27 protein-coding genes are annotated in these 22,972 nt (G+C 32.3%); 21 read left to right on the top strand and 6 right to left on the bottom strand.

All coding sequences use genetic code 11. From position 1 onward, the window contains the following. Positions 1–9: 9 nt before the first annotated feature. Positions 10–936: a class II fructose-bisphosphate aldolase gene (locus BKH44_RS05695; RefSeq protein WP_095271055.1), complete on the bottom strand. Its 927-nt coding sequence runs from the start codon at positions 934–936 to the stop codon at positions 10–12. Between the two features lie 19 nt (positions 937–955). Further along, complete coding sequence (locus BKH44_RS05690) at positions 956–1,789, bottom strand: peptidylprolyl isomerase (protein WP_095271052.1); 834 nt, start codon at positions 1,787–1,789, stop codon at positions 956–958. A gap of 134 nt (positions 1,790–1,923) precedes the next feature. Here BKH44_RS05690 and BKH44_RS05685 point away from each other — a divergent pair, with 134 nt between their 5' ends. Further along, positions 1,924–2,634 (top strand): EI24 domain-containing protein, encoded by a 711-nt coding sequence (locus BKH44_RS05685; RefSeq protein WP_095271049.1) that lies wholly within the window; start codon positions 1,924–1,926, stop codon positions 2,632–2,634. Here BKH44_RS05685 and crcB read toward each other — a convergent pair. Both crcB and BKH44_RS05675 read right to left on the bottom strand, forming a co-directional pair. Continuing rightward, complete coding sequence (gene crcB / locus BKH44_RS05680) at positions 2,627–3,007, bottom strand: fluoride efflux transporter CrcB (RefSeq protein WP_095271046.1); 381 nt, start codon at positions 3,005–3,007, stop codon at positions 2,627–2,629. The two genes, BKH44_RS05685 and crcB, sit on opposite strands and share 8 nt — an antisense overlap. Positions 3,008–3,018: 11 nt before the next feature. Then, on the bottom strand, positions 3,019–3,717 hold the full coding sequence (locus BKH44_RS05675; protein ID WP_095271042.1) for a uroporphyrinogen-III synthase: 699 nt from the start codon (positions 3,715–3,717) through the stop codon (positions 3,019–3,021). A 322-nt stretch (positions 3,718–4,039) separates the two neighbouring features. Between BKH44_RS05675 and BKH44_RS05670 the strand changes: the two genes are divergently transcribed. Further along, a complete protein-coding gene (locus BKH44_RS05670; protein WP_095271154.1) occupies positions 4,040–5,335 on the top strand; it encodes an NCS2 family permease in 1,296 nt (431 codons plus the stop codon). On the opposite strand, the gene BKH44_RS05665 is transcribed toward BKH44_RS05670, so the two are convergent. Beyond that, on the bottom strand, positions 5,336–6,256 hold the full coding sequence (locus tag BKH44_RS05665) for a radical SAM protein (protein WP_095271039.1): 921 nt from the start codon (positions 6,254–6,256) through the stop codon (positions 5,336–5,338). It abuts the gene before it with no gap. Then, positions 6,256–8,460 (bottom strand): type I DNA topoisomerase, encoded by a 2,205-nt coding sequence (topA, locus tag BKH44_RS05660; protein WP_095271036.1) that lies wholly within the window; start codon positions 8,458–8,460, stop codon positions 6,256–6,258. Before topA ends, BKH44_RS05665 begins: the two co-directional genes overlap by 1 nt. Before the next feature lie 123 nt (positions 8,461–8,583). Between topA and BKH44_RS05655 the strand changes: the two genes are divergently transcribed. The 19 genes from BKH44_RS05655 (at position 8,584) to BKH44_RS05575 (ending at position 22,961) form a co-directional block, all read left to right on the top strand. Beyond that, positions 8,584–10,128 carry a flagellin B gene (locus tag BKH44_RS05655; RefSeq protein WP_095271033.1) on the top strand — a complete coding sequence of 515 codons (1,545 nt, stop codon included), beginning with the start codon at positions 8,584–8,586 and terminating at the stop codon, positions 10,126–10,128. A 107-nt stretch (positions 10,129–10,235) separates the two neighbouring features. Beyond that, positions 10,236–12,122, top strand: a complete 1,887-nt coding sequence (locus BKH44_RS05650) for a motility associated factor glycosyltransferase family protein (protein WP_095271031.1) — start codon at positions 10,236–10,238, stop codon at positions 12,120–12,122. 98 nt (positions 12,123–12,220) lie between these two features. Continuing rightward, positions 12,221–12,349 carry a glycosyltransferase family 8 protein gene (locus tag BKH44_RS08720; RefSeq protein WP_143428311.1) on the top strand — a complete coding sequence of 43 codons (129 nt, stop codon included), beginning with the start codon at positions 12,221–12,223 and terminating at the stop codon, positions 12,347–12,349. Beyond that, positions 12,330–13,304, top strand: coding sequence for a glycosyltransferase (locus tag BKH44_RS05645; protein WP_095271028.1), 975 nt, complete (start codon positions 12,330–12,332; stop codon positions 13,302–13,304). The genes BKH44_RS08720 and BKH44_RS05645 overlap by 20 nt, the downstream gene beginning before the upstream one ends. Before the next feature lie 53 nt (positions 13,305–13,357). After that, positions 13,358–14,242: a glucose-1-phosphate thymidylyltransferase RfbA gene (gene rfbA, locus BKH44_RS05640; RefSeq protein WP_095271151.1), complete on the top strand. Its 885-nt coding sequence runs from the start codon at positions 13,358–13,360 to the stop codon at positions 14,240–14,242. Positions 14,243–14,291: 49 nt separating this feature from the next. Beyond that, a complete protein-coding gene (locus tag BKH44_RS05635) occupies positions 14,292–15,314 on the top strand; it encodes a radical SAM protein (RefSeq protein WP_095271025.1) in 1,023 nt (340 codons plus the stop codon). 44 nt (positions 15,315–15,358) lie between these two features. Then, positions 15,359–16,438, top strand: coding sequence for a DegT/DnrJ/EryC1/StrS family aminotransferase (locus BKH44_RS05630; RefSeq protein WP_095271022.1), 1,080 nt, complete (start codon positions 15,359–15,361; stop codon positions 16,436–16,438). Beyond that, positions 16,423–17,127, top strand: coding sequence for a glycosyltransferase family 10 (locus BKH44_RS09015; RefSeq protein ID WP_095271021.1), 705 nt, complete (start codon positions 16,423–16,425; stop codon positions 17,125–17,127). The genes BKH44_RS05630 and BKH44_RS09015 overlap by 16 nt, the downstream gene beginning before the upstream one ends. Further along, a complete protein-coding gene (locus tag BKH44_RS05620) occupies positions 17,072–17,455 on the top strand; it encodes a hypothetical protein (RefSeq protein WP_180674120.1) in 384 nt (127 codons plus the stop codon). The genes BKH44_RS09015 and BKH44_RS05620 overlap by 56 nt, the downstream gene beginning before the upstream one ends. 65 nt (positions 17,456–17,520) lie before the next feature. After that, positions 17,521–18,177, top strand: coding sequence for a hypothetical protein (locus BKH44_RS05615; RefSeq protein ID WP_095271017.1), 657 nt, complete (start codon positions 17,521–17,523; stop codon positions 18,175–18,177). Position 18,178: 1 nt separating this feature from the next. Further along, a complete protein-coding gene (locus tag BKH44_RS05610) occupies positions 18,179–18,442 on the top strand; it encodes a hypothetical protein (RefSeq protein ID WP_095271015.1) in 264 nt (87 codons plus the stop codon). A 16-nt stretch (positions 18,443–18,458) separates the two neighbouring features. Then, positions 18,459–18,689: an acyl carrier protein gene (locus BKH44_RS05605; protein WP_095271013.1), complete on the top strand. Its 231-nt coding sequence runs from the start codon at positions 18,459–18,461 to the stop codon at positions 18,687–18,689. Further along, positions 18,686–19,762, top strand: a complete 1,077-nt coding sequence (locus tag BKH44_RS05600; RefSeq protein ID WP_095271012.1) for a ketoacyl-ACP synthase III — start codon at positions 18,686–18,688, stop codon at positions 19,760–19,762. Before BKH44_RS05605 ends, BKH44_RS05600 begins: the two co-directional genes overlap by 4 nt. Continuing rightward, complete coding sequence (locus BKH44_RS05595) at positions 19,759–20,412, top strand: acetyltransferase (RefSeq protein ID WP_095271009.1); 654 nt, start codon at positions 19,759–19,761, stop codon at positions 20,410–20,412. Before BKH44_RS05600 ends, BKH44_RS05595 begins: the two co-directional genes overlap by 4 nt. Positions 20,413–20,424: 12 nt before the next feature. After that, positions 20,425–20,643 carry an acyl carrier protein gene (locus tag BKH44_RS05590; RefSeq protein WP_095271008.1) on the top strand — a complete coding sequence of 73 codons (219 nt, stop codon included), beginning with the start codon at positions 20,425–20,427 and terminating at the stop codon, positions 20,641–20,643. Then, positions 20,643–21,359, top strand: a complete 717-nt coding sequence (locus BKH44_RS05585) for an SDR family oxidoreductase (protein WP_095271005.1) — start codon at positions 20,643–20,645, stop codon at positions 21,357–21,359. Before BKH44_RS05590 ends, BKH44_RS05585 begins: the two co-directional genes overlap by 1 nt. A 33-nt stretch (positions 21,360–21,392) precedes the next feature. Next, positions 21,393–22,238 carry an AAC(3) family N-acetyltransferase gene (locus BKH44_RS05580; RefSeq protein WP_095271002.1) on the top strand — a complete coding sequence of 282 codons (846 nt, stop codon included), beginning with the start codon at positions 21,393–21,395 and terminating at the stop codon, positions 22,236–22,238. Beyond that, entirely contained in the window at positions 22,235–22,516 is a 282-nt protein-coding gene (locus BKH44_RS08715; RefSeq protein ID WP_143428310.1) for a hypothetical protein, read from the top strand. The genes BKH44_RS05580 and BKH44_RS08715 overlap by 4 nt, the downstream gene beginning before the upstream one ends. Continuing rightward, a complete protein-coding gene (locus BKH44_RS05575; RefSeq protein ID WP_095270999.1) occupies positions 22,458–22,961 on the top strand; it encodes an SDR family oxidoreductase in 504 nt (167 codons plus the stop codon). The genes BKH44_RS08715 and BKH44_RS05575 overlap by 59 nt, the downstream gene beginning before the upstream one ends. Positions 22,962–22,972: the final 11 nt, after the last annotated feature.

Genomic DNA, 22,972 nt, shown 5'->3' with positions numbered 1-22,972 from the left:
TTTGCTCCTCTAATCTATCTTATTGACACTACCCAATAAATTCATCCGTTCAACAATGACTTTTTTGATAGCTTGGATACCAGGTACAAAAAACTTCCTCAAATCAAATTGTGTTCTATCCTCATTAGCCATTCTTCTGACCTCTGCAACGAAAGCTATCCTTAGATCAGTATCAGTATTTACCTTATTAATACCTCCTTTGATAGCCTCTTGAAGAAATTCAAAAGGCACACCCTTGCTACCCTTCAAATCACCTCCAGTATTCAAAAAAGATTCACGTACATTATCAGGTATAGCACTAGCCCCATGTAAAACCAATGGAATATTTGTAAGTTTTTTGACTTCTTCGAGCCGTTTAAAATCCAATTTTGGTTCACCCTTGAACTTAAAAGCACCATGACTGGTACCAATAGCAGGAGCAAGATAATCAACTTTTGACTCTTTAACAAAAATTTCAGCTTCTTTTGGATTGACCAAAACAGCATCTTTTTCATCAACTGAAATATTATCTTCAATCCCCATCAAACGACCCAATTCTGCTTCTACACTCACACCAACACTATGAGCAGCTTTAACAACCTTTGAAGTAAGCTCAAGATTTTCTTCAAAAGGATGATGAGAAGCATCAATCATCACAGAGGTAAAACCTGCTTCTATAGCTTTTTTACAGCTTTCAAAAGTAGTACCATGATCTAGATGGAGTGCTACCGGAATATGAGGATAACGATTTGACATAGTTTTAGTCATTGATACAACCATATCAATACCCAAATATTTAATAGCACCCTCACTTGCTTGGACAATAATAGGAGAGTTTGCCTCATTTGCAGCTTCAAAAATTGAAACGAGCATTTCAAAATTCACAAAATTAAAGGCTCCTACACCATAACCCTCTTTGTGAGCCTTATACAAAATATCATTGCCAACAACCAACATAAAACTTCCCTAATTTAAATTACTTATTAATAGTAATTTTGGCTTTTTTCTTAAGTTCTTCTATTTTTTTCTTCATATCTGCTTGGAATTTTTTCTCTTTGAGCATTGCCTCAATTGTTTTCTTAGCTTCATCAAAAGTATAAGTTTTAGGATCATTTTTCTTTATCAAATAAATAATATGATAACCAAACTCTGTTTTTACAGGTGTTTTTGTATAAGTTCCAGGTTTAAGTTCAAATGCAGCTTTAGAAAATTCTGGAACCATTTGATTCTTTTGAAAAGTTCCCAAATCACCGCCATTCTGAGTATTTTTTGTATTGGGATCAATAGAATCTTTATTAGCTAGTTCAATAAACTTTGCTTCAACTTTAGCTTTTGGAGTTTTATTAAGTTCTGAAATAATTTTTTTAGCCTCATCTTCAGTTTTTACAAGAATATGTCTAGCCTGTGCTTCTTGCTGTACAAATTGTTGTTTATTATCATCGTAGTATTTTTTTAGATCTGCTTCTGGGATTTTTGTTTTACCTACAGCTTCAGCCTGTTTTTTAGCCCACATTTCAACCAAAAGTTGTTTTTTAAATGCCTCCATAGCAGCTTTAAAATCAGGTATTTGATCTATTTTTTCTTTTTTAGCTTCTTTTTCTATCAAAATATTATTAATGGCTTGATCCAAAAGGGCTTTTTTTTGATCATCTTTGAGTGTATCAAAATTAAAATTAGGCACTCTTTGTTTGATAACATCAAAATCTTTTTCCGTGATAGCTACGCCATCAACAGTTGCTAGAGTTTTAGCTCCAGCAAATGCAATACACAATGTACCTGCAAGGATAATACTTACAATACTTTTTTTCATTAAAATCTCCATTCATTTAAATATTTTTCGTCGTTCTTTTTATCAAAACAACTCATTTCGCTATCTTACCTTTTAAACTTAAATAAAGTCAATAAAAGATAAATTTTTACACATAAACAAACAGGAAAAAATCAATGTTCATTATCATTAAAAAAAGCTGGGAAGACTTCTTTAGTTTGAAAATGCTCACATTAAATCTATTGCCAATTTTGATTGGTATTGTATTTTGGGCATTTGTGTTGTTTTATTTCAGCGATTATTTTATCAAATTCCTAGAATATTTTTTACCCCAAAGTTGGCAAAAAATATCACAAAATCAAGGTTTTTTTAGTCATATAGGGAATATACTTATCCATTCTTTACTCTATATTTTGCTTGGATTTTTGATTCTTATTTTGACCCTTATTGGGAATATTTTTATTTCTATTTTTTATACGCCCATTGTTGTAAAATATTTGCATAAAAAATATTTTTATTATATTGATATTGATTCATTTGGCAGTATACAAACCTCAATACATCATTATATAAAATCTCTTGGGAAATTTTTATTATTTTTTATTGTTTTAACCCCATTTTATTTTGTGCCTTTCATAGGATTTTTTGCTATCTTGATACCACATTTTTTCTTTTTCAAAAATACAATGCTCTTTGACATAGGAAGTTCAATATTCAATACTGTCCAATATCAATCCTTTATGAGGAAACATAAAATCAAAATCTATCAAATAAGCCTGATGGCTTATTTTTTCTCTCTCATCCCAATTTTTAATTTCTTTGCTACTTTGTTACAAACCATAATCATTGCACGGTATTTATTCCAATCAAAATCAAATATCAATTAAAAAAATTTTCTGCCAAAAACCACCCTAACCAAACCAAAATAAATCCTAAAATATTTGTACTCAAAATATAAAAAATAACTTTAAGATATTCTTTTTGTACAAACATATCAAAAGTATCCAGACCTAAAGATGAAAAAGTAGTAAAACCTCCCAAAAGACCGACAATAAAAAATAATCTAAAATCATTACCTAAAAATTTATGGACAACCAAAAAACCCATCAATCCTATTAAAAAACTCCCAATCAGATTCACTGCAAAAGTCCCTAAAGGAAATGTATCCCATATGAAAAATTTTAAAGGTAAGATTTTCCCCAATCCATACCTAAAAATACTCCCTATTGCTCCGCCTAAACCTACTAAAATAAAATCCATTTTTATCCTTTTTAAGGTAATTTTAATGCTAAATCTTTTGCAAATTCTATGCAACTTTCAATACTTTGTTCCGGACTAATAAACCCTTCCACTTCACTATCAAACACTCCAAAAGTAGTCATACCAATAGCAATCGCACTATAACTACCATCCCAACCAAAATTTTGTCTAAATGCCAAATAATGACTTGGAGCTGTAAAAATTAAGATTGATTTTGTCGCTGGTTTGAAGGTTTTATCTACAATATGAGTCTTATTCTCATATGCAATGACTTGCTTAAGTTTTATTTTAGCTTCTAAAAGCTTTATATCAAGTCCAGAAACAATTTTTTTAGCACGAAAATACAAAGGTTTTCGATTTTTTAACAATGGGATAATCTCACTAGAAAATCCTGCACCATGGGAATCTATACCAACATATTCGACATCAAACCCAGCGATTTTGAGTTCTTGAGCAGTATTTTCTCCAATGACAAAAGCAGGTATACTTCTAAAAATCTCTAATTCAGGATATTCTTCAATATTTTTTAACAATGACTTGAAGGCATTTTTTGAAGTAAAAATCAATGCATCCACATTTTTTTCAATTTGAGAAAGACTTAAGTATTGCTCAATGAGAGATTTTTTCATCAACAAAAGTTCAATTTTATTTACTATCAAAGTCTTTATCTTAGAATTTTCTTTAGAATTTATCAAAATAATATCTCGCATAACCACCTCAATATTTCTACAAAATCATACAGATAAACTGATAATAAATATATCAAGCTATATATTTTAGATTTTATTTTCTCTTATTTCACAAACAATATATAAAGTATACTATCTATAATTTATGATATTTTATCTCTTTATATAAATCTATTTTATAATCTTGCATATACAAAGTTTTTCTTCAAAACACAACAAATCCTATGGCTTCAAATGTTGATTTTATATATTCTTATGAATAATTATCCTACAATTAAATTTTTTATTTTTACCTCATTCATACAAAATTTGATACCATAAAAAAGGAATTTCAATGCTATTTTTGGATAAATATTTTCAACTCACTCAAAATCACACTAACATAAAAACAGAAGCACTTGCGGGATTCACCATATTTTTAACCATGCTTTATATCATCCCTGTTGGTTCTCAAATCCTATCGATTGCAGGGATGCCAAAAGATGAGCTTATCACAGCTATCTCTTTGGTAACTGCTTTAGCAACCTTACTCACTGGAATTTGGGCAAACACCCCAGTTGCAATGAGTGTTGGGATGGGGTTGAATGCTTATTTTACCTATGGATTAGTACAAGGAATGGGTTTGACTTGGCAACAAGCACTTGGAGCAGTATTTTTATCTGGGGTAATTTTCCTTATCATTTCTTTCACTAAACTGCGTGTTTGGATCATGCAAAGCATACCAAAAGATCTTAGATTTGCCCTATGTGCTGGACTTGGTGCATTTATAGCTACGATTGGATTCAAGTCATTGGGATTCATCACTATCACCTCCTCAGGATTGATGACATTAGGAGATCTTTCATCCCCACAAATCATCATAGGTATATTTGGAGTCATCCTGATGCTTTTACTTCATGCCCTCAAAATTCAAGGAGCCTTTATCATAGGTATTTTGATATGTAGCGGTATTGCTTGGATTTTAGGACTTGCTTCAATACCTCATCACTTCCTCTCAACGCCTTCTTCTATCTCAGGTATCGCAATGCAATTTGATATAAAAGGTATTATCCATATTGCACTCATTCCAGCAATCATTGCTCTACTCATCACAGATTTATTTGATTCTTTGGGCACCCTTGCAGGCGTAGGAGCAAAAGCCAAAATGTTTCAAGATACAAGTGGGAAAGATAAAAAACTTGAAAAAACACTTCAAGTTGATGCGATAGCCACAACCAGTGGAGCAATGTTTGGATTATCTACAACCACAGCATTCTTAGAAAGCTCTGCTGGTGTAGCTTCTGGTGGGAGGACTGGACTCACTGCGATTTTTTGTGCGTTCTTTTTCATACTCACACTTTTTCTTTTACCAATATTCAGTGCTATTCCAGATTATGCTATTTACCCTACACTCATTGTAGTTGGGGCTTTGATGTTTATGGAAGCAAGGCATATCAATTTTGAAGACCTACCTATCGCTGCTGCTAGTTTTTTTACGATTATTCTAATGCCACTGAGTTCATCTATCACAACAGGTTTAGCAAGTGGATTTATCATATATGTATTGATGTGTACATTTAAACGACAATGGGAAAGATTAAATCTAGGGATAATGATTTTATTTTTAATAAGCCTCATTCCATTTATATTCCAAAACTAATCAATCTTTAATCGTATAAAACTCCAGATTAGCAACCTTTTTGATAAAAATTTTTTTATCAAAAAGAAATTCTTCAAGATAGCTCAATGCCTTGTCTTCAAATAAATTTGAAGCCTCTATGACACTTATAGGTCTCCTAGCTATCAAATCTATCAAATCTTTTTTAGAATATTTTTGATGAACTAAATTAACATTCTCTTTTCTATATGGCAGACTTACATATAGACCTTCAAACTCTTTAGCAATTTCTAGGAGTCTTTTATAACTGAGTGGATTTGCATCATAAGCAGGAGGTCTATCTATAGTACCTAAATCAACCCTGTCTATCTCGATACGTTTCAAAAATTCTACAATAGACCTGATATTTTCAATCCCATCATTAATCCCCTCTACCAACAAAACTTCAGCGACTAACTCGCCTTTATAAATAGATGCAAATCTTTCAATCCCTGAAAGCAAATCCTCAATCCTAATATCGCGATAAGGTCTATCTATTCTCTCAAAACTTTTCTTATCTACCCCATCTAGAGAAAATTTCACAATATCAAACAAATGCAATGCTTTCTGCACCTCTTCATCTCCAAACTTTGAACCATTACTTAAAATCAGAGAAGAAACCTCTTGGGGAAGATTTGGTTTTATGGTTTTGATAAAATCATATAAATATGGATAAAGAGTAGGTTCACCATTTGCGGTTATAGTCAAAACATCAATTTTAGGATTTTTTTTCAATGAAGAAATCACACTCTGAATTAAAGTCTCCAAATCTAAGACTTCTTTCATTTGATTTTGAGCCTTTTTGCCTTCAAGTTCACAATAAAGGCAATCAAAATTACATTGTTTTACACTAGGAGATAAATCCACACCCAAAGACACTCCAAATCTTCGAGATATAACAGGACCAAATACCACGCTCTGCATTATGGCACTTCAATACGATGCTTACATTTAATACATTCTTGGACATGTTTATTCCTATAAATCCTATCACTCATCATATACCCACATTCAGGACATTTATCGTTAATAGGCTGATGATTAGTAATAAAATTGCACTTTGGATAATTCCCACATCCATAAAATGACCCCCTTCTCCCTCGCCTAAGAAATATTTCTCCTCCACATTCAGGGCATTTAACTTCATTTATCGCTTGAGTTTTATTAGGTACATTTTTTAAAGATTTTGTATTTTTACATTCTGGATACCCACTACAAGCGATAAATTCTCCATTCCTACCGTGCTTTTTTACCATTGGCTTTCCGCATTTTTCACAAACCTCATCTACTTCTTGGGTTTGAATATCTTCTTTATCTTGAGGTTTGATATATTTACACTTAGGATAGGCACTACAAGCGATAAATTCTCCATAACGACCACTCCTTTTAACAAGCTCTGAGCCACATTTAGGACAAAATTCTCCTGTAGGGATAATGACTTTTTGAGAAGCAATATTGAGTTTACCTTCTGAAATCTTCTGCATAAAAGGATCATAAAAATTTTTCAAAACCTCTTGCCAATCCTCTTTATTTTGTGCAATTTCATCAAGTTTATCTTCCAAACTAGCACTAAAAGCCGAATCAACAATTTCATTAAAATAAGCCTCAAGCATTTCAATGACCTTAAAAGCATCTTCTTGAGGTAAAATCTGTTTTTTTTCTACAACAATGTATTCACGATTTTGCAATAATGAAACGGTTGGGGCATAAGTACTGGGTCTACCAATACCTAAACTTTCTAAAGTTTTTATCAAAGATGCTTCAGAATATCTTGGTGGAGGTTCTGTTGTATGCTTGTTATTTTGAATTTTTTCAAGCCTAATAGGAGTATTTGATTTTAAATCTGGCAATAATTTATCCTTATCTTCATCTCCTAAAATCTTGTAATATCCTTCAAAAATTAATCTCCTCCCACTTGCTTTAAACTCACCTTTATCACATACAAAAGTAATACTTTGACTTTCAAAAACTGCATCTTCAATTTGAGAAGCCAAGAATCGATTATATATGAGCGTATATACTTTAAGTTCATCAGGTTTAAGATATGTACTTGCAATCTGTGGAGTAAAACCAATATTTGTAGGTCGTATTGCCTCATGAGCTTCTTGTGCACTTTTATTTTTCGTAGAATAGACTTTAGGTTTTTTGGGTAAATATTTTTCACCAAAATCTTTCAAAATCTTCTCTCTAGCCATATCTTGAGCTTCTTTAGCAATATTAAGGCTATCAGTCCTCATATAAGTGATGACTCCCATTGTGCCATTATTGGTCTCTACTCCTTCATAAAGCCTTTGAGCAATAGACATTGTTCTAGTAGGCGAATACCCTAAAAGATTTGAAGCACTCTGCTGCAAAGTAGAAGTCATAAAAGGTGGTGGTGAGGGGGATTTTTTTGATTTTTTGATTATTTCACCTACATGGTAAGGAAGTTTTTTTAATGCTTCTAACATCTTTTCAGCAATAGTTTTATCAGTGATAGATTGCTTTTTGATTTTTTGGCCTTCATAGATATTCAATTCTGCTTGAATATCTCCCTCAAAACAAGCATCAATAGTATAATAATCAATTGGCACAAAAGCTCTAATTTCTCTTTCTCTATCAATAATAATTTTAAGAGCAGCACTCTGCACCCTTCCTGCACTCAAACCTCTATGTATCTTACTTGAAATCAAACCACTAAGTTTAAAACCCACAATCCTATCAAGCAATCTCCTAGCTTGCTGAGCATTAACTTTATCCATATCAATATTTCCTGGATTTTTCAAGGCAAAATCTATGGCATTTTTTGTAATTTCATGAAACACAATACGCGGAAAACTTTCTGTATCTTTGCCAATGGCTTGTGTGATATGAAATCCTATAGCTTCCCCTTCTCTATCCTCATCAGTAGCTATATAAGTTATTTTTGCTTTTTTTGAAAGTGATTTTATTTTTTCGACAATTTCTTTGTGATCTTTATCTATTTTATAATCTGGAGTAAAAACCCCATCCTCAATCTTTATACCAAAATTTGACTTTGGCAAATCACGAATATGTCCCTTTGAAGCAATTACTTCATAATCATTATTCAAAAAATTCTTAATAGTCTTCGCTTTTGCAGGAGACTCCACAATAATCAAGTTCTTCATCATTTCTCTTTTAGCTATTAATCTTTGGCAATTCTAACACATTTTTGTTTTTTTAAAAAAACTTTTTTGGAACAAGTCTTGCTTATCAAACATTAAACATAAATTTTAGCAAAGGATGCGATTATGAGTTTTAGGATTAATACGAATGTAGCTGCACTTACAGCCCATGCTGTAGGAATACAAAACAATAGGGACCTGGCAGGTTCTTTAGAAAAACTAAGCTCGGGATTAAGGATAAATAAAGCCGCTGATGATGCTTCTGGTATGGCGATTGCAGATAGCCTTAGGAGTCAAAGTGAAAGCTTAGGACAAGCTGTCAAAAATGCAAATGATGCCATCGGTATGATACAAGTTGCTGACAAAGCAATGGATGAACAAATAAAAATTTTAGATACCATTAAAACCAAAGCAGTCCAAGCAGCACAAGATGGACAAACTAACGAATCAAGAAAAGCCCTGCAAAGCGATATTCAAAGACTGCTTGAAGAGCTTGATAATATCGCCAATACTACAAGCTTCAATGGTCAACAAATGCTTTCAGGCAGTTTCTCAAACAAAGAATTCCAGATTGGAGCCTATTCAAATACAACAGTAAAAGCCTCCATTGGTCCTACAAGCTCAGACAAAATTGGACACATCCGTATGGAAACTGCTTCTTTTGATGGGGCTGGAATGCTTGCATCTGCAGCAGGTTCAAATTTAACTGAAGTAGCACTGAATTTCAAACAAGTAGATGGAGTGAATGATTATGAAATTGAAACGGCAAAAATCTCCACTTCTGCAGGCACAGGGATCGGGGCACTCAGTGAAGTTATCAATCGTTTTTCTGACAAATTAGGTGTAAGGGCATCTTATAATGTAATGGCAACAGGTGGACTACCTGTCCAATCAGGAACAATCAGAGGCTTGGTTATAAATGGCGTCTCTATAGGAACCATAAATGATGTACACAAAAATGACGCTGATGGAAGACTCATCAATGCTGTCAATTCAGTAAAAGACCAAACAGGGGTAGAAGCATTCTTAGATATTACTGGCAGGATCAACCTAAAATCTAATGATGGTAGGGCTATATCAATCCATGCTAATAGTGCTACTGGACAAGTATTTGGAGGAGGAAACTTCGCTGGGATATCTGGATTCAATCACGCTATTGTTGGAAGACTAACCCTTGTACGTACCGATGCTAGAGACATTATTGTTAGTGGTGTAAATTTTAGCCATATTGGTATGCATTCTGCACAGGGTGTATCTGAATATACAGTCAATCTGCGATCTATTAGAGGGGTATTTGATGCCAATGTCGCCTCAGCTTCTGGAGCCAATGGAAATATCGCTCAAGCTGATTTGAACTGGAAAGGACTTGGAGCAGGTGTAACTAGCCTCAAAGGAGCGATGGTTGTTATGGATATGGCAGATGCAGCTAGGACACAACTAGATAAAGTCCGAGCAGATATAGGTTCTGTCCAAATACAACTTGTAGCAACTATCAACAATGTATCTATCACTCAAGTGAATGTTAAATCTGCTGAATCTCAAATCAGGGATGTGGATTTTGCTGCTGAATCTGCAAGCTTTTCAAAATATAATATACTTGCCCAAAGCGGTAGTTTTGCAATGGCACAAGCTAATGCCGTCCAACAAAATGTCTTAAGACTACTCCAATAATATACTGAAATATACTGATTTCAACCACTTATCAAAAGATTTCAAGCTTAAAAAAATCTTTTGATATGTTAAAAAGCTTAAACCCTCTTAAAATCTCAAGGATAGCTATGAAAAGTATTTATGACAAAAATCTCTCTGCATTAAAAATCAAAGATCCTCTTTTTGCACTCTCTCTTATTAATCTCAAGCCTAATGAAAAATTTGAAGTATTTATGGACAAAGATGCTGCTAATTTTAATATCATTGACAAAAGCTCAAATACTCCTATTTTTTTAGGCAAGCCCCTAGATGAAACAATGCAAAAAATTACTGATTTTACCCCCTATACCTATTATCCATATCTTTATTTTTATGGAGCTGGGAATGGTGTATTTTATCGTATTTTATTAGGCAATCCACAGATCAAACGCATTGTTGTGATTGAGCCTGAAATTGAAATTTTATTTATCATCTTAAATTTATTAGATTTTTCTGATGAAATATTAAATGATAAAATCATATTTTTATATTCAAAAATTTGCTCATATCACCTTATAGGTTCACTTTTTGAAATGGATAAAAAATCTAGAATCTATTCAAAAGTTTATGACTTGCATATCTTCAATCACTATTATGAAAAACATCAAAAAGAAATTTTAACTTTCAATCAATATTTCATCAAAGCGATTGAACATAGCGTTATCAGTCTTGGGAATGACAGTCGGGATGCAATCATAGGCATCAAACAACATATCCAAAATCTTCCTGATGTTCTCTCATCTCCCACACTCATCAACCTAGTTCAAAATCTAAAAAATCGCAATACCGCCATCATTGTCTCAACAGGTCCAAGCCTAACCAAACAACTAGACACACTCAAAAAAATTGCACCTTACGTTACACTTTTTTGCATTGATGCCTCTTTCCCTATTTTATACAAATATGGTATCAAGCCTGATATCGTACTCTCTTTAGAACGTGTTGAAGCAACGGCAAGATTTTATTATGACACACCACAAGCTGCTCAAGAAAATGTCATATTTGCTATCACTTCTATTGTCCACCCAAAAATCAAAGAATCAATTACAAAAGGCATCAAACAATTCAGTTTCCGCCCATTTGGCTATACGAATCTTTTTGGGTTCCACGAATATGGATATTTAGGGATTGGAATGAGTGCAGCTAATATGGCATATGAACTGGTGGTGCATTCAGGATTCAAACAATGTATACTCATAGGGCAAGATTTAGCCTTTGGCGATGATGGGACAAGTCATGCAAAAGAAGCACTCTATGGCAGCAAAGAAATAAAACCAAAACCTGAAGATGAAAAAATTTTCATAGAAAAATATGGTGGCAATGGAAAAGTAGAAACAACAAAAGTATGGAAATTGTTTTTAGAATTTTTTGAAAAAGATATTGCACAAACCTCACATAAATTAAAAATCATCAATGCTACAGAGGGTGGGGCCAGAATCAATGGTGCTTTAGAAATGAATTTTAAAGAAGCTATTGCTTCAATAGATACCTCTACTTGCAAAGCCCCTATCAAACTCGCATATCCTGATAATATCACTTCAAAATCCAATATCAAAACAGCCAAACAAAAATGTCTTGATATTATCAAATATGGCACTCAAAAAAAATCTATGATAGAAAAATTATTTTTAAAAGTGGTCAAATATACAGAAGAGCTTGAAAAACTAAATATTCAAAATAATTTAGAAAAAATCAATTTCAAAAAACTAAACCAACTCATTGATGAAATTGACAATATCAAAAAACTTTTTGAAGATAAAAAATTCAATGACTATTTTGTCGATGCATTACAATCTTATATTTTTCATCAAGAAATGGATATTGCCAAAGTGGTAGTCAAATACACTCAAAGTGAACTAGAAACCCAAGCCAAGCAAATTGAATGGATATATTTACACAAATATTGGCTTTTTAGCCTTGCGGGTGGGATTGATTGTGTCATCAATGTTGTCAAGGAAGCTTTAGATTCTTGGTAAATCCAATCCTCTTTATTTAAAATATTTGTCAAAATTTTTAAGCTAAAATACAAAAAATATTTACTCTCAAAAATTCAACAAAAGGTCTTCAAAATCCTATGAAAGAAAAACAAATCATCCCACTTATGTTTTGCTTTGACACACATTATGTTATTCCCGCAGCAGTAGCATTCTACTCGCTATTAGAAAATATCAAAAAATCTTTAAATGGGGGGGGGGGTATATGAAAATATAGAATATAGATTCTATGTCATTCATAATGATATTTCACAAATTCAAATACAAAAACTCCAACAAATTTTCACTCCTTTTGCATTCGCTTCTTTAAAACTTATCCAAGATACAGATCGTTTCGAAAATCTTTGGAATAACATACTTACAAAACACCATTTTGCCAAAGAAATCTTTTATAAAATAGTCGCATCAAGTCTCTTCCCTCAATATGAGAAAATAATCATCAGTGATGTTGATGTGATTTTTTTAGATGATGTTAAAGAAAGTTTTTTAGCTTTCAATACAGATGAAAAAATTTACTTAAGTGGCATCAAATCAACCAATCCAAATAATATATTCCCTCTCACAGGCTGGAAAGAAGGGTATAAAAAATTTAGCAAAATTGAATTAGAATCTATAATGAATGGGATAGGTGCAGGATACTTTATCGCAAACCTCAAACAAATACGCAAAGACAAAATAGAAGAAAAAATGATTGATTATGCCATCAAAAATGCCCACAAACTCATCCAACCTGAACAAGATATACTCAATATTGTCTGTTATCCTTACATAAAGAGCTTGAGTTTACGACATATGATAAGCCACACAATGTGGCAAAGATATGGTGAAAAATGGGAAAAATTAACTCCTGTGACTTACCCTGAAGAAGAAATCACACAAGCTCGCATAAACCCTATTCAAATCCATTATGATGGAAATAAAAAACCTTGGAAATACCCAAATATTCCAAAATCAGATCTATGGTTTTATTATTTAGTCCACACACCTTTTGCGAAAGAATTTTTCAATCAGCTCACTTCAACAATCATTGATATATATAAACAACAAACATTTTTTTATCGATTAAAAAAACTATCAAAACAAGAACCTCTTTTTTTCCTAAAAATCAAGTTCTATAAAAAAATATATGACAAATCTAAAAGGTTGGTAAAAACATTAATTTGATTATCAAAATTTTTAAGCTAAAATACCCAAATTCAGTTTTCTGGAGGATCTCTTTGAAAGGCATTATTTTAGCTGGTGGTAGCGGGACAAGACTTTATCCAACAACCCTTGCACTATCCAAACAACTCCTACCTATTTATGATAAGCCTATGATTTATTATCCTCTATCAATCCTAATGCTCGCAAAAATCAGAGAAGTACTCATCATCTGCACTCCTAGAGATATTTCATCATTTCAAGATATTTTTGCGGATGGATCTTGGCTAGGGATGGACATACAATACTGTATCCAAAAAAAACCTGATGGTCTTGCACAAGGGCTTATTCTTGCACAAGATTTTATCAAACAAGATGATATCGCCCTTATTTTAGGGGACAATATATTTTATGGACGTGGTCTATATCCAATGCTTGAAAATGCCAGAGAAAATACACTCAACAAAGAAGCAACTATTTTTGCTTATCCCGTAAAAGACCCTGAAAGATTTGGTGTTGTAGAATTTGATAATAAAAATCAAGTCATCAGCTTAGAAGAAAAACCAAAAAATCCTAAAAGCAAATTTGCAATCACTGGACTTTATTTCTATGATAATACTGCTATTGAAATAGCCAAAAATATCAAACCTAGCACTAGGGGTGAACTCGAAATAACAGATGTCAACAAATACTACCTACAAAAACAAAAACTCAAAGTACAAATATTTGGCAGAGGATTTGCTTGGTTGGATACCGGAACTCACGATAGTCTAATTGAAGCAAGTAGTTTTGTCCAAACCATTGAACACAGACAAGGCTATAAAATTGCTTGCATAGAAGAAATAGCTTATAATAACGGCTGGATTAGTAAAATCCTCTTAAAAAAAAGAGCAAAAATACTTGAAAAAAGTGGTTATGGGGAGTATCTTTATAATATTCATCAATCAAGTTTATCCATCTGATAAAATATGTATAAAAATCAAGGGAAGATAAGAAGATAACGGAGCAAAAATGAAAAAAATCAATAATTTCAATTCTGATGAAAAAATACTTCAATACTCTAACAAGATTGATTATTTTTTTAATTTTCATAAAACATTGATAGTGACAGAATTGGATTTAACAAATAAATGCAATCATCGATGCCCTGGTTGCTGTGGACATAATGAAAATAATGCAGAACTCTCAAAAGAACAAGTAGAAGCAGTGGTAGAAGGTCTAAAAAGTCTTGACAATAAAGGCGTCATCTTGTCTGGAGGAGGTGAACCCACTGTAAGCCCTTATTTTGAATATGCTATTGAACTCATCAAAAAAGCAGGGATGAATATTGGTCTGAACTCACATGGAATGAATTTAGATGAAAACAAAGCCAAAATCATCGCGAGCAACCTTGAATATTTTAGGATAAGCTTAGATGCAGGCAGTCCTGAAATGTATGGAAAAATTCATGGGATGAAACCACATCATTTTGAAAAAACACTTGAAAATATTGCTTTATTTTCTAGAATCAAAAAAGAGCTAAATTCTAAAACAAGCTTTGGGGTAGGTTTCCTCACTTCTGAACTCACACAAAAAGATATGGAACCCTTTGTGCAACTAGTCAAAGAAAGAGGTGCGGATTTTGCACAATTCAGACCTTTTACAGGTAATACTTTAGATATCCTCCCTATTTTAGAAAAACTCCGCAAAAAATATGAGAGTGATGATTTTAAAATCGTAGCAAGTTATCAAAAATATAAAGAGATGAGTGATGTTTCTTATCGAGGTTATGATAAATGCCATGGGATGTTTTTCTCCACTGTCATCAGTGCAGATTTTAAAGTTTGGGCTTGCTTACATTTCAGGCAGAGTGACAAACACTTTTTAGGTGACCTCAAAGAACAAACGCTTGAAGAAATATGGCGTGGAGCTAGAATCCGCGAAGTTTATGAATCAATTAATTGTGCCCAATGCCCTATACTATGCAGGAATGATAGCTTCAATCGGACACTCAATAAACTCAGTCTAGACATCACTAATAGTGAATTTTTATGATCAAATTTTTTAAAATTTTATCATTTGACTCATAAAGGATATTTATGCACATCAATGTCAATAAACCCTACCTACCTGATATAAAAAAATACCACCAATATCTTGATAGTATTTGGAAAAATCATCACCTCACTAATTTCGGTCCTCTTTCTACATTACTAGAAGAAAAACTATGCGAATACCTCAAAATCCCTCATATTTTATTTGTCACCAATGGGACTATTGCACTACAAATTGCCTACAAACTCATAGGACTAAAAGCTACAGATGAGGTTATCACAACTCCTTTTAGCTTCGTAGCTACAAGTTCAACATTATCTTGGGAAGGACTTAAAGCTAAATTCTGCGATATTGATAAAAAAACTTTCTGTATAGACTCTAAAAAGATTGCATCAAAAATCAATCAGAAAACAAAAGCTATTTTGCCTGTACATGTCTTTGGTAATGCTTGCGAAGTTGAAGAGATTGAAAAAATTGCAAAAACACACCAACTCAAAATCATCTATGACGCTGCACACGCTTTTGGAGTCAATTATAAAGAAAAAAATATTTTAAATTATGGAGATATTTCAACCCTTAGCTTTCATGCCACAAAACTTTTTCACACTATAGAAGGTGGGGGGATTGTATGCCAAGATTGGGCTATGATAAGCCAAGCCAAAGAAATCATTAATTTTGGTCTGAAAAATTCCCTACCCTACACGCTTGGTATCAATGCAAAAAATAGTGAATTCCACGCTGCTATGGGTCTTTGCATATTAGAAGAAATGGATTTTATCCTGCAAGAAAGACAAAGAATCTGGGATTATTATTACTCAAACCTCAAAGATCATTTTTCTTTCCAAAAGCAAAATCAAAACTCAAATAACAATCATCACTATTTCCCTATTCTTTTTGAAAATGAAACAATACTGCTCAAAACCCTTCATGCCCTAAATAATCAAAATATTTTTCCAAGAAGGTATTTTTATCCAAGTCTTGATACCCTTCCGTTTCTGAAAAATAATGAATGCCCTATATCAAGAGACATAGCCAATCGCATCCTTTGTTTGCCTATTTATATCGGATTGGATAAAAACACACAAGATAAAATCATCAAGGAACTCAAATCAAACCTCTCATAAAAATTAAAATAACAGATTGGTGGCGAAATGAAAATTTTGATGAAAATTATTTTATCAAACACTTACGCAAAAAATATAATGTCATAGAAGATGAAAATCCTGATTATATCCTTTATTCAGTCTTCGGGTATGAACACACAAAATATGATTGTATAAGGATATTTTTTACAGGTGAAAATATTTGTCCTGATTTTAATGTATGTGATTATGCGATTGGCTTTCATCATATAGATTTTGAAGATAGATATATCAGATACCCGCTTTATCTGATATATGAAAAAGATTTATATAGAGCTCGCAACAAACACCTTATCACAAAAGAAAACTTTAAAAATAAAACTAAATTTTGTAATTTTATTTATTCTCACTCTGATAGTTCCAAATTACGTGAAGAATTTTTTGAAGCACTAAGCCTATATAAAAAAGTCGATAGTGCAGGCTCATATCGTAACAACATTGGCAGAACTTTGCCAATCATTAATGGTGATTTTTCAACTTCTAAATATGAATTCATGAAAGATTATAAATTCTCAATAGCATTTGAAAATTCTTCTGCTAATGGTTATAGCACCGAAAAAATTATTCAAGCCTTTGGTGCTCAAACAATCCCTATTTATTGGGGAGATCAAAAAGTTGCTATGGGGGGGGGGGCTAAATCAAAAAGCTTTTATAAATATTTTGGATTCTAATGATTTTGATAAAGCCATCAAAACAATCATCAAAATAGATAATAACAACACATTATTTGAAAATATTTTAAAAGAACCTGCATTTTCCCCAACTGATTATCCAGACAAACAATATAAAGCTTTGATGAATTTTTTTGATAATATTTTTTCTCAAGATTTTTCTAAAGCAAACCGGCGAAAAAATGAACATTGGTTCAAAAATCATGATTTTGCTTACAAACAAATGACTTCAATGCTATGTATCAGACAAAAAATATCACAATCAAAAATCTCACAAATCCTAAAGAAAACAGGTATCATAAAAATCTTAAAATCACCCTTCTCTTAAATTGTTCATATATTGAAACTTTAATTCTAATGAGGTATAATAGCTAGCAAAAATATAGGCAGTTTATGGATAGTTTTTACACAAAAAAAGAACTTGAACATTTAGGATTCAAATCTATTGGTAATAATATTTTTTTAAGTAAAAAAGCAAGCTTTTATAATCCAGAAAAAATCAGTATTGGCAATAATGTCCGTATTGATGATTTTGTAATCATTTCTGGATATGTCACTATAGGTAATTTTGTTCATATTGCTACAGGAAGCGTTGTGATGGCTAAAAAAGAAGGTATATTTATTGAGGATTTTGCAGGCATAAGCATCCAATGTAAAATCTTGGGTAGTAGCGATGACTTTTCAGGGAATGGACTTATAGGACCCTGTGTTCCTGAAAAATATAGGCAAATCAGCTCAAAAACAATCAGATTACAAAAACATTCCCTACTTGGTTGTAATAGTATTATTTTGCCAGGTGGAAACCTTGCAGAAGGTGTCAGTGTAGGAGTGTTTAGCCTTATCAATAGACCCACAAAAGAATGGGGGATTTATTTTGGTATTCCAGCTAAACGGATTTTAGAAAGGAGTAAAAATATCCTTCAACTTGAAGAAGAACTCTTAAAATCTAAAAAATCTCAATGGGGGGGGGGGCATAACAAACTAAAACCTCATAAAGCTTCTCTTTCTTTCTCTATTCATACTTCTTCTATCTTATTACAGTGTGCTTAAAATGAAAGAAATTATTTTTATTGGTGCTGGTGGTTTTGGCAGTGAGTGTTATGAATATTTATGTGATGTGATGGCATTACATAAAGATATTTCTTTCAAAGGTTTTCTTTCTACTAGCAATGATCTTAAGCCTTTAAGACATTTGAATTTCCTTGCACACAAAACTACTTTCATACTAAAAACAATCATTGAAAATAACTACAAAGTCTTGACTAACTCAATAGTATTAAGAACCTTACTGAAGTTAGCCATACAAATTAAATGAATAAGGAAATATAAAAATGGAAGAAAAAATAAAAGCAATCATCCTTGATCTCAGACCCGACCTAGAACCCCTTGAAGACAATATAGAATTTGTCAATGATGGCATTTTTGACTCTTTTGATATCATTTCTCTAGTATCAGCTATTGACAAAGAATTTGGTATTTCTATTGATGGGAGCAAAATCACTCCAAAATACTTTAATACCCTTGAAGATATAAGCAAACTTATAAAAGAAAGTCGAAAATGAATTTCAACTTTTTTGGCAAAAAAATCACATCAATCACAACTATACTCCCTGAAAATGAAAGCTTTTTTGATGATGAGATAAAAAACTATAATTTTCCTCCAAAAAAATCAAAAATCCTAAAAGAACTAATGGGATACAACAAACACTGCATCGCTTCAAAAAACACACTTGCCTCAGATTTTATCATTGAAGGATTTTCTTTTCTGTTTGAAAATAAAATCATTGCACCTCAAGATATTGATGTACTCATCTATATCACCCAATCGCCTGATTATATAATCCCACAAACTTCTACTATCATTCAACACAAAACTGGTTTGAAAAAAGATATTTTATGTTTTGATATCAATCAAGGTTGTGCTGGGTTTGTTCAGGGATTATTCCAAGCCTTTTTTATGCTAGAAAATCCCTGCATAAAAAAAGTAGCGATTGTTAATTCTGATATTTTGAGCCATAAGGTCAATCCAAAAGATCGTAATAGTTACCCGCTTGTAGGAGATGGGGGAAGCATTACTATTATAGAAAATAGTGAGCAAAAAAATGAAATCTTTTGTTTCAACCAGACTTTTGGAGAAAATGCCCTTTCTATCTCCATCCCTGCAGGAGGATTCAAACTTCCAAGTACTGATAAAACAGCCAAAGATTTTGAAGATGAAGATGGCAATATCAGGAGTCTGAATAATTTAAAAATGGAAGGAGCCTCAGTCTTTAGCTTTGTGCAAGAATACGTTCCTGATATGGTAGATTCATTGCTAAAAAATGCAGGCCTTATGAAAGAAGAAATTGATTATTTCATTTTCCACCAACCCAATAAATTTATGTTAGAAAAACTAGCTGACAAACTTCAAATCCCTCATCAAAAAATGCCCAATAATATTGTTGAAAATTTTGGGAATGGGAGTGGTATCACTATACCTCTTAATATTTGTTTCAATCTAAAAAATGAACTCAATCAGAATCATTTAAAAATCTGTTTTGGTGGATTTGGTGTGGGACTCACACTTTCAGGAATTATAATGGATCTTGAGTCTATCCCATCCATAAACCTCATTACCCTAAAAGATAAAAAATGAAAGAAATTATTTTTATTGGTGCTGGTGGTTTTGGCAGTGAGTGTTATGAATATTTATGTGATGTGATGGCTTTACATAAAGATATTTCTTTCAAAGGTTTTCTTTCTACTAGCAATGATCTTAAGCCTTATGGATTAGAAAGATTCTTTATGGGACATTATGATGATTATGATTTTAAGGAAAATGATTTTGTTGCCATAACCATTGGAGATCCTATTGCCAGGTATAAAATTTATCATTTACTGAAAAAAAAGGGTGTTAAATTTTATAACTTGATTTCTCCTAAAGCTTTTGTTACTAATATTAATAATATTGGAGAGGGGAATGTGATAACACCATTCAATTCAATAGCTTCTAATGTTAAAATAGGCAATGCAAATATAATCAATGGATTTTGTGCAATAGGACATGACTGCATAATTGGGAGCTACAATGCAATCAATTCTTATTGTGGATTTGGAGGATTTTCATCCATTGGGGATGGGAATTTTTTAGGTCCAAATGTAATCATTTTTCCAAAATCAAAAATAGGGAATAACTGCAAAATTTCAGCAGGTAGCATTGTATTCAAACGTCTAAAGGATGATTGTATCGCTTTTGGCAACCCAGCTCAAATTATCGGCAAAAATGAATATTTTAACTTCAACTAAAAGGAAAATAAAATGGAAAAAATCTACATGAAACTTCAAGATATACTTGATACAGAATCTATCAATGACACTGATGTGTTAGAAGATTTTGAGGATTGGGATAGCTTAAGTATAATCACCCTAATAACATTTCTGGACAAAGAATACAACATTGTCCTTTACACCAATGAAATCAAATCAGCCAAAACAATAGGTGATTTATTACAAATAATTCAAAAAAAGAAACAATAATGCAAACTTATATGCTTCTAACAGGAGCAAGCTCTGGGATTGGCAAAGCGATTGCTGCAAATCTTGCACATTCTTATTCTCTTATCCTATGTGCCAAAGATAATGATAGGTTAAAATCTACATTACAAAGCCTAGATAATCCTCAAAATCACAAGATACTCACTTGTGATTTATCAAATATACAATCCACAGAAAAATCAATACAAAATCTCCTCAAAGAAATCAAAATTCAAGGATTTATTCATTGTGCAGGGATTAATTATGTTTCATATGCAAAGAATTTCAATTATAATGAAATGCTTGATTGTGCCAATGTCAATCTATACTCTGCAATGGCTATCAATAAATACCTCCTCAAAAAAAATGCAAGAGAAAACCTTAAAAATATCATCTTTATCTCTAGCATTTCGAGTCAAAAATGTGAGGTAGGAGATGGTTTTTATGCCTCAACAAAAGCAGGTTTAGATGCCTATATGAAAAGTCTAAGTTTAGAACTTGCTCCAAATATTAAAGTCAATTCAATTCTTCCTGGAACTATTTTTGAGACAAAAATGGGGACACTCATCTACAATGAAGAACAAAAACAAAAAACACTCAAAAAATACCCACTCGGAGAAGGAAAATGTCAAGACATTGCAGAAGGGGTAAATTTTCTACTCCATTCAAGATGGATAAGTGGTCAAGAACTTATTATTGATGGGGGGTATAGCACTTGAATCAAAAATCTAATTCTCCAAAGGCTAAAATATATGCTAGATAAAAACCTAATCCTTTTTACCCATAAAGACAAAAAGATAACAAAAAATGATATTCATAATGCTTTATTAGAACTAAAAGCTAATGAATGTGATTATCTATTCATACACTCTGAGCTAAATTTTGGGATGCCTAATACGGATTTGAGCAAAAAAGAACTTTTGAATCATATTTTTGATATTTTTGCTTCGTTGAATGTTGCGAACTTGATTGTACCTACTTTTAGTTTTAGTTTCTGTGCCAAAGAAGATTTTGATCATCAAAATACAAAATCACCAATGGGCATTTTTAGCGAATATTTTAGAAAACTCCCTCAAGCAAGACGAACTATAGATCCATTGCTATCATGTTCTATCATAGGCAAAGATAAAGGACTTTTTGATATCGGTAAACACTCTTGTGGAAAAAACAGCCTATTTGATAAACTCCATCATAAAAAAGATGTAAAATTTATCTTCTTTGGCAACCGCGTGTGTGATTGTTTCACCTATTCGCACTATATTGAACGTATGCTTGAAGTACCATATCGATATGATAAAGCCTTTGAAGGGAATATAATCCTTGAAAATAAAACATATCAAGATACTTTTATATTACCCGTAAGGTATGCAAATGTAGAAGCCTTTAAAGATGATACCCTTAATACTACTCTTGATAACTTCAATGCGATCAAAAAAATTAAATTAGGAGGGAGTCAAATCCAAATAATAGAAGAATCTATCTCTTATCAAATCATCACTCAGGCTATTGAAAAAAACATTGATTTTATGCTTGAAAATCCCTATCCAAGAGATTTTTTAGATAAAACTTATGTTCATGAAAAAAAGGTTGCTTTATGAATTATACACTCCTGAATGGAGCAAGCTCAGATATTGGCAAAAAAATCGCACTTACCTTGTCTAAAAATCACTCGTTGCTATTATCCGGACGCAATCACTTAAAACTTCAACAAACCCTTCAAACATTACACAATCAAAAAAATCACAAAATACTCCTATTAGATCTCAAAGAAATACAAAACATTAAAATTATCATAAATGAATTTCTAAAATCTCTAAATGGGAGGGGGGGGGGGTATAAGCTCTTTTATCCATTGTGCAGGGTATGCAGATTTTAGTGCTATAAAACACTTTGATTATACTCAAAGCCTAGAGACTTTCAATATTAACTTTTTTTCTTGTTGTGAAATCATCAAAACCTTACTCAAAAAAACAAACAAAGCTTATCTTAAAAATATCCTTTTAATCTCAAGTATTTCTGCTATCAGAGGATATAAAGGTTCAAGTATTTATGCTGCCACAAAAGCTGGGTTAGACTCTTTAAGCAGGACTCTTTGTAATGAGCTTAGCGACACAATAAGGGTAAACTCTATCCAACTTGGGAATATACTCACTACAAGCAATACACACCTGCATCAAAATAATTTAAAGCCATCTCCTACTAGAGATGGAAAATGCGAAGATGTGGCTTCCTTAATCGAATTTTTATTATCTGAGTCTGCAGGTTGGATAAATGGTCAAAATATTATTCTTGATGGAGGCAAGAGTAATATTGGTTACTAAGTTGATATGGT

The sequence above is a fragment of the Helicobacter sp. 13S00477-4 genome (assembly GCF_002272785.1).
Classification (GTDB): domain Bacteria; phylum Campylobacterota; class Campylobacteria; order Campylobacterales; family Helicobacteraceae; genus Helicobacter_J.
The sequence above is the reverse complement of the archived record's forward strand: the minus strand, read 5'-3'. Positions and strand labels throughout refer to the sequence as shown.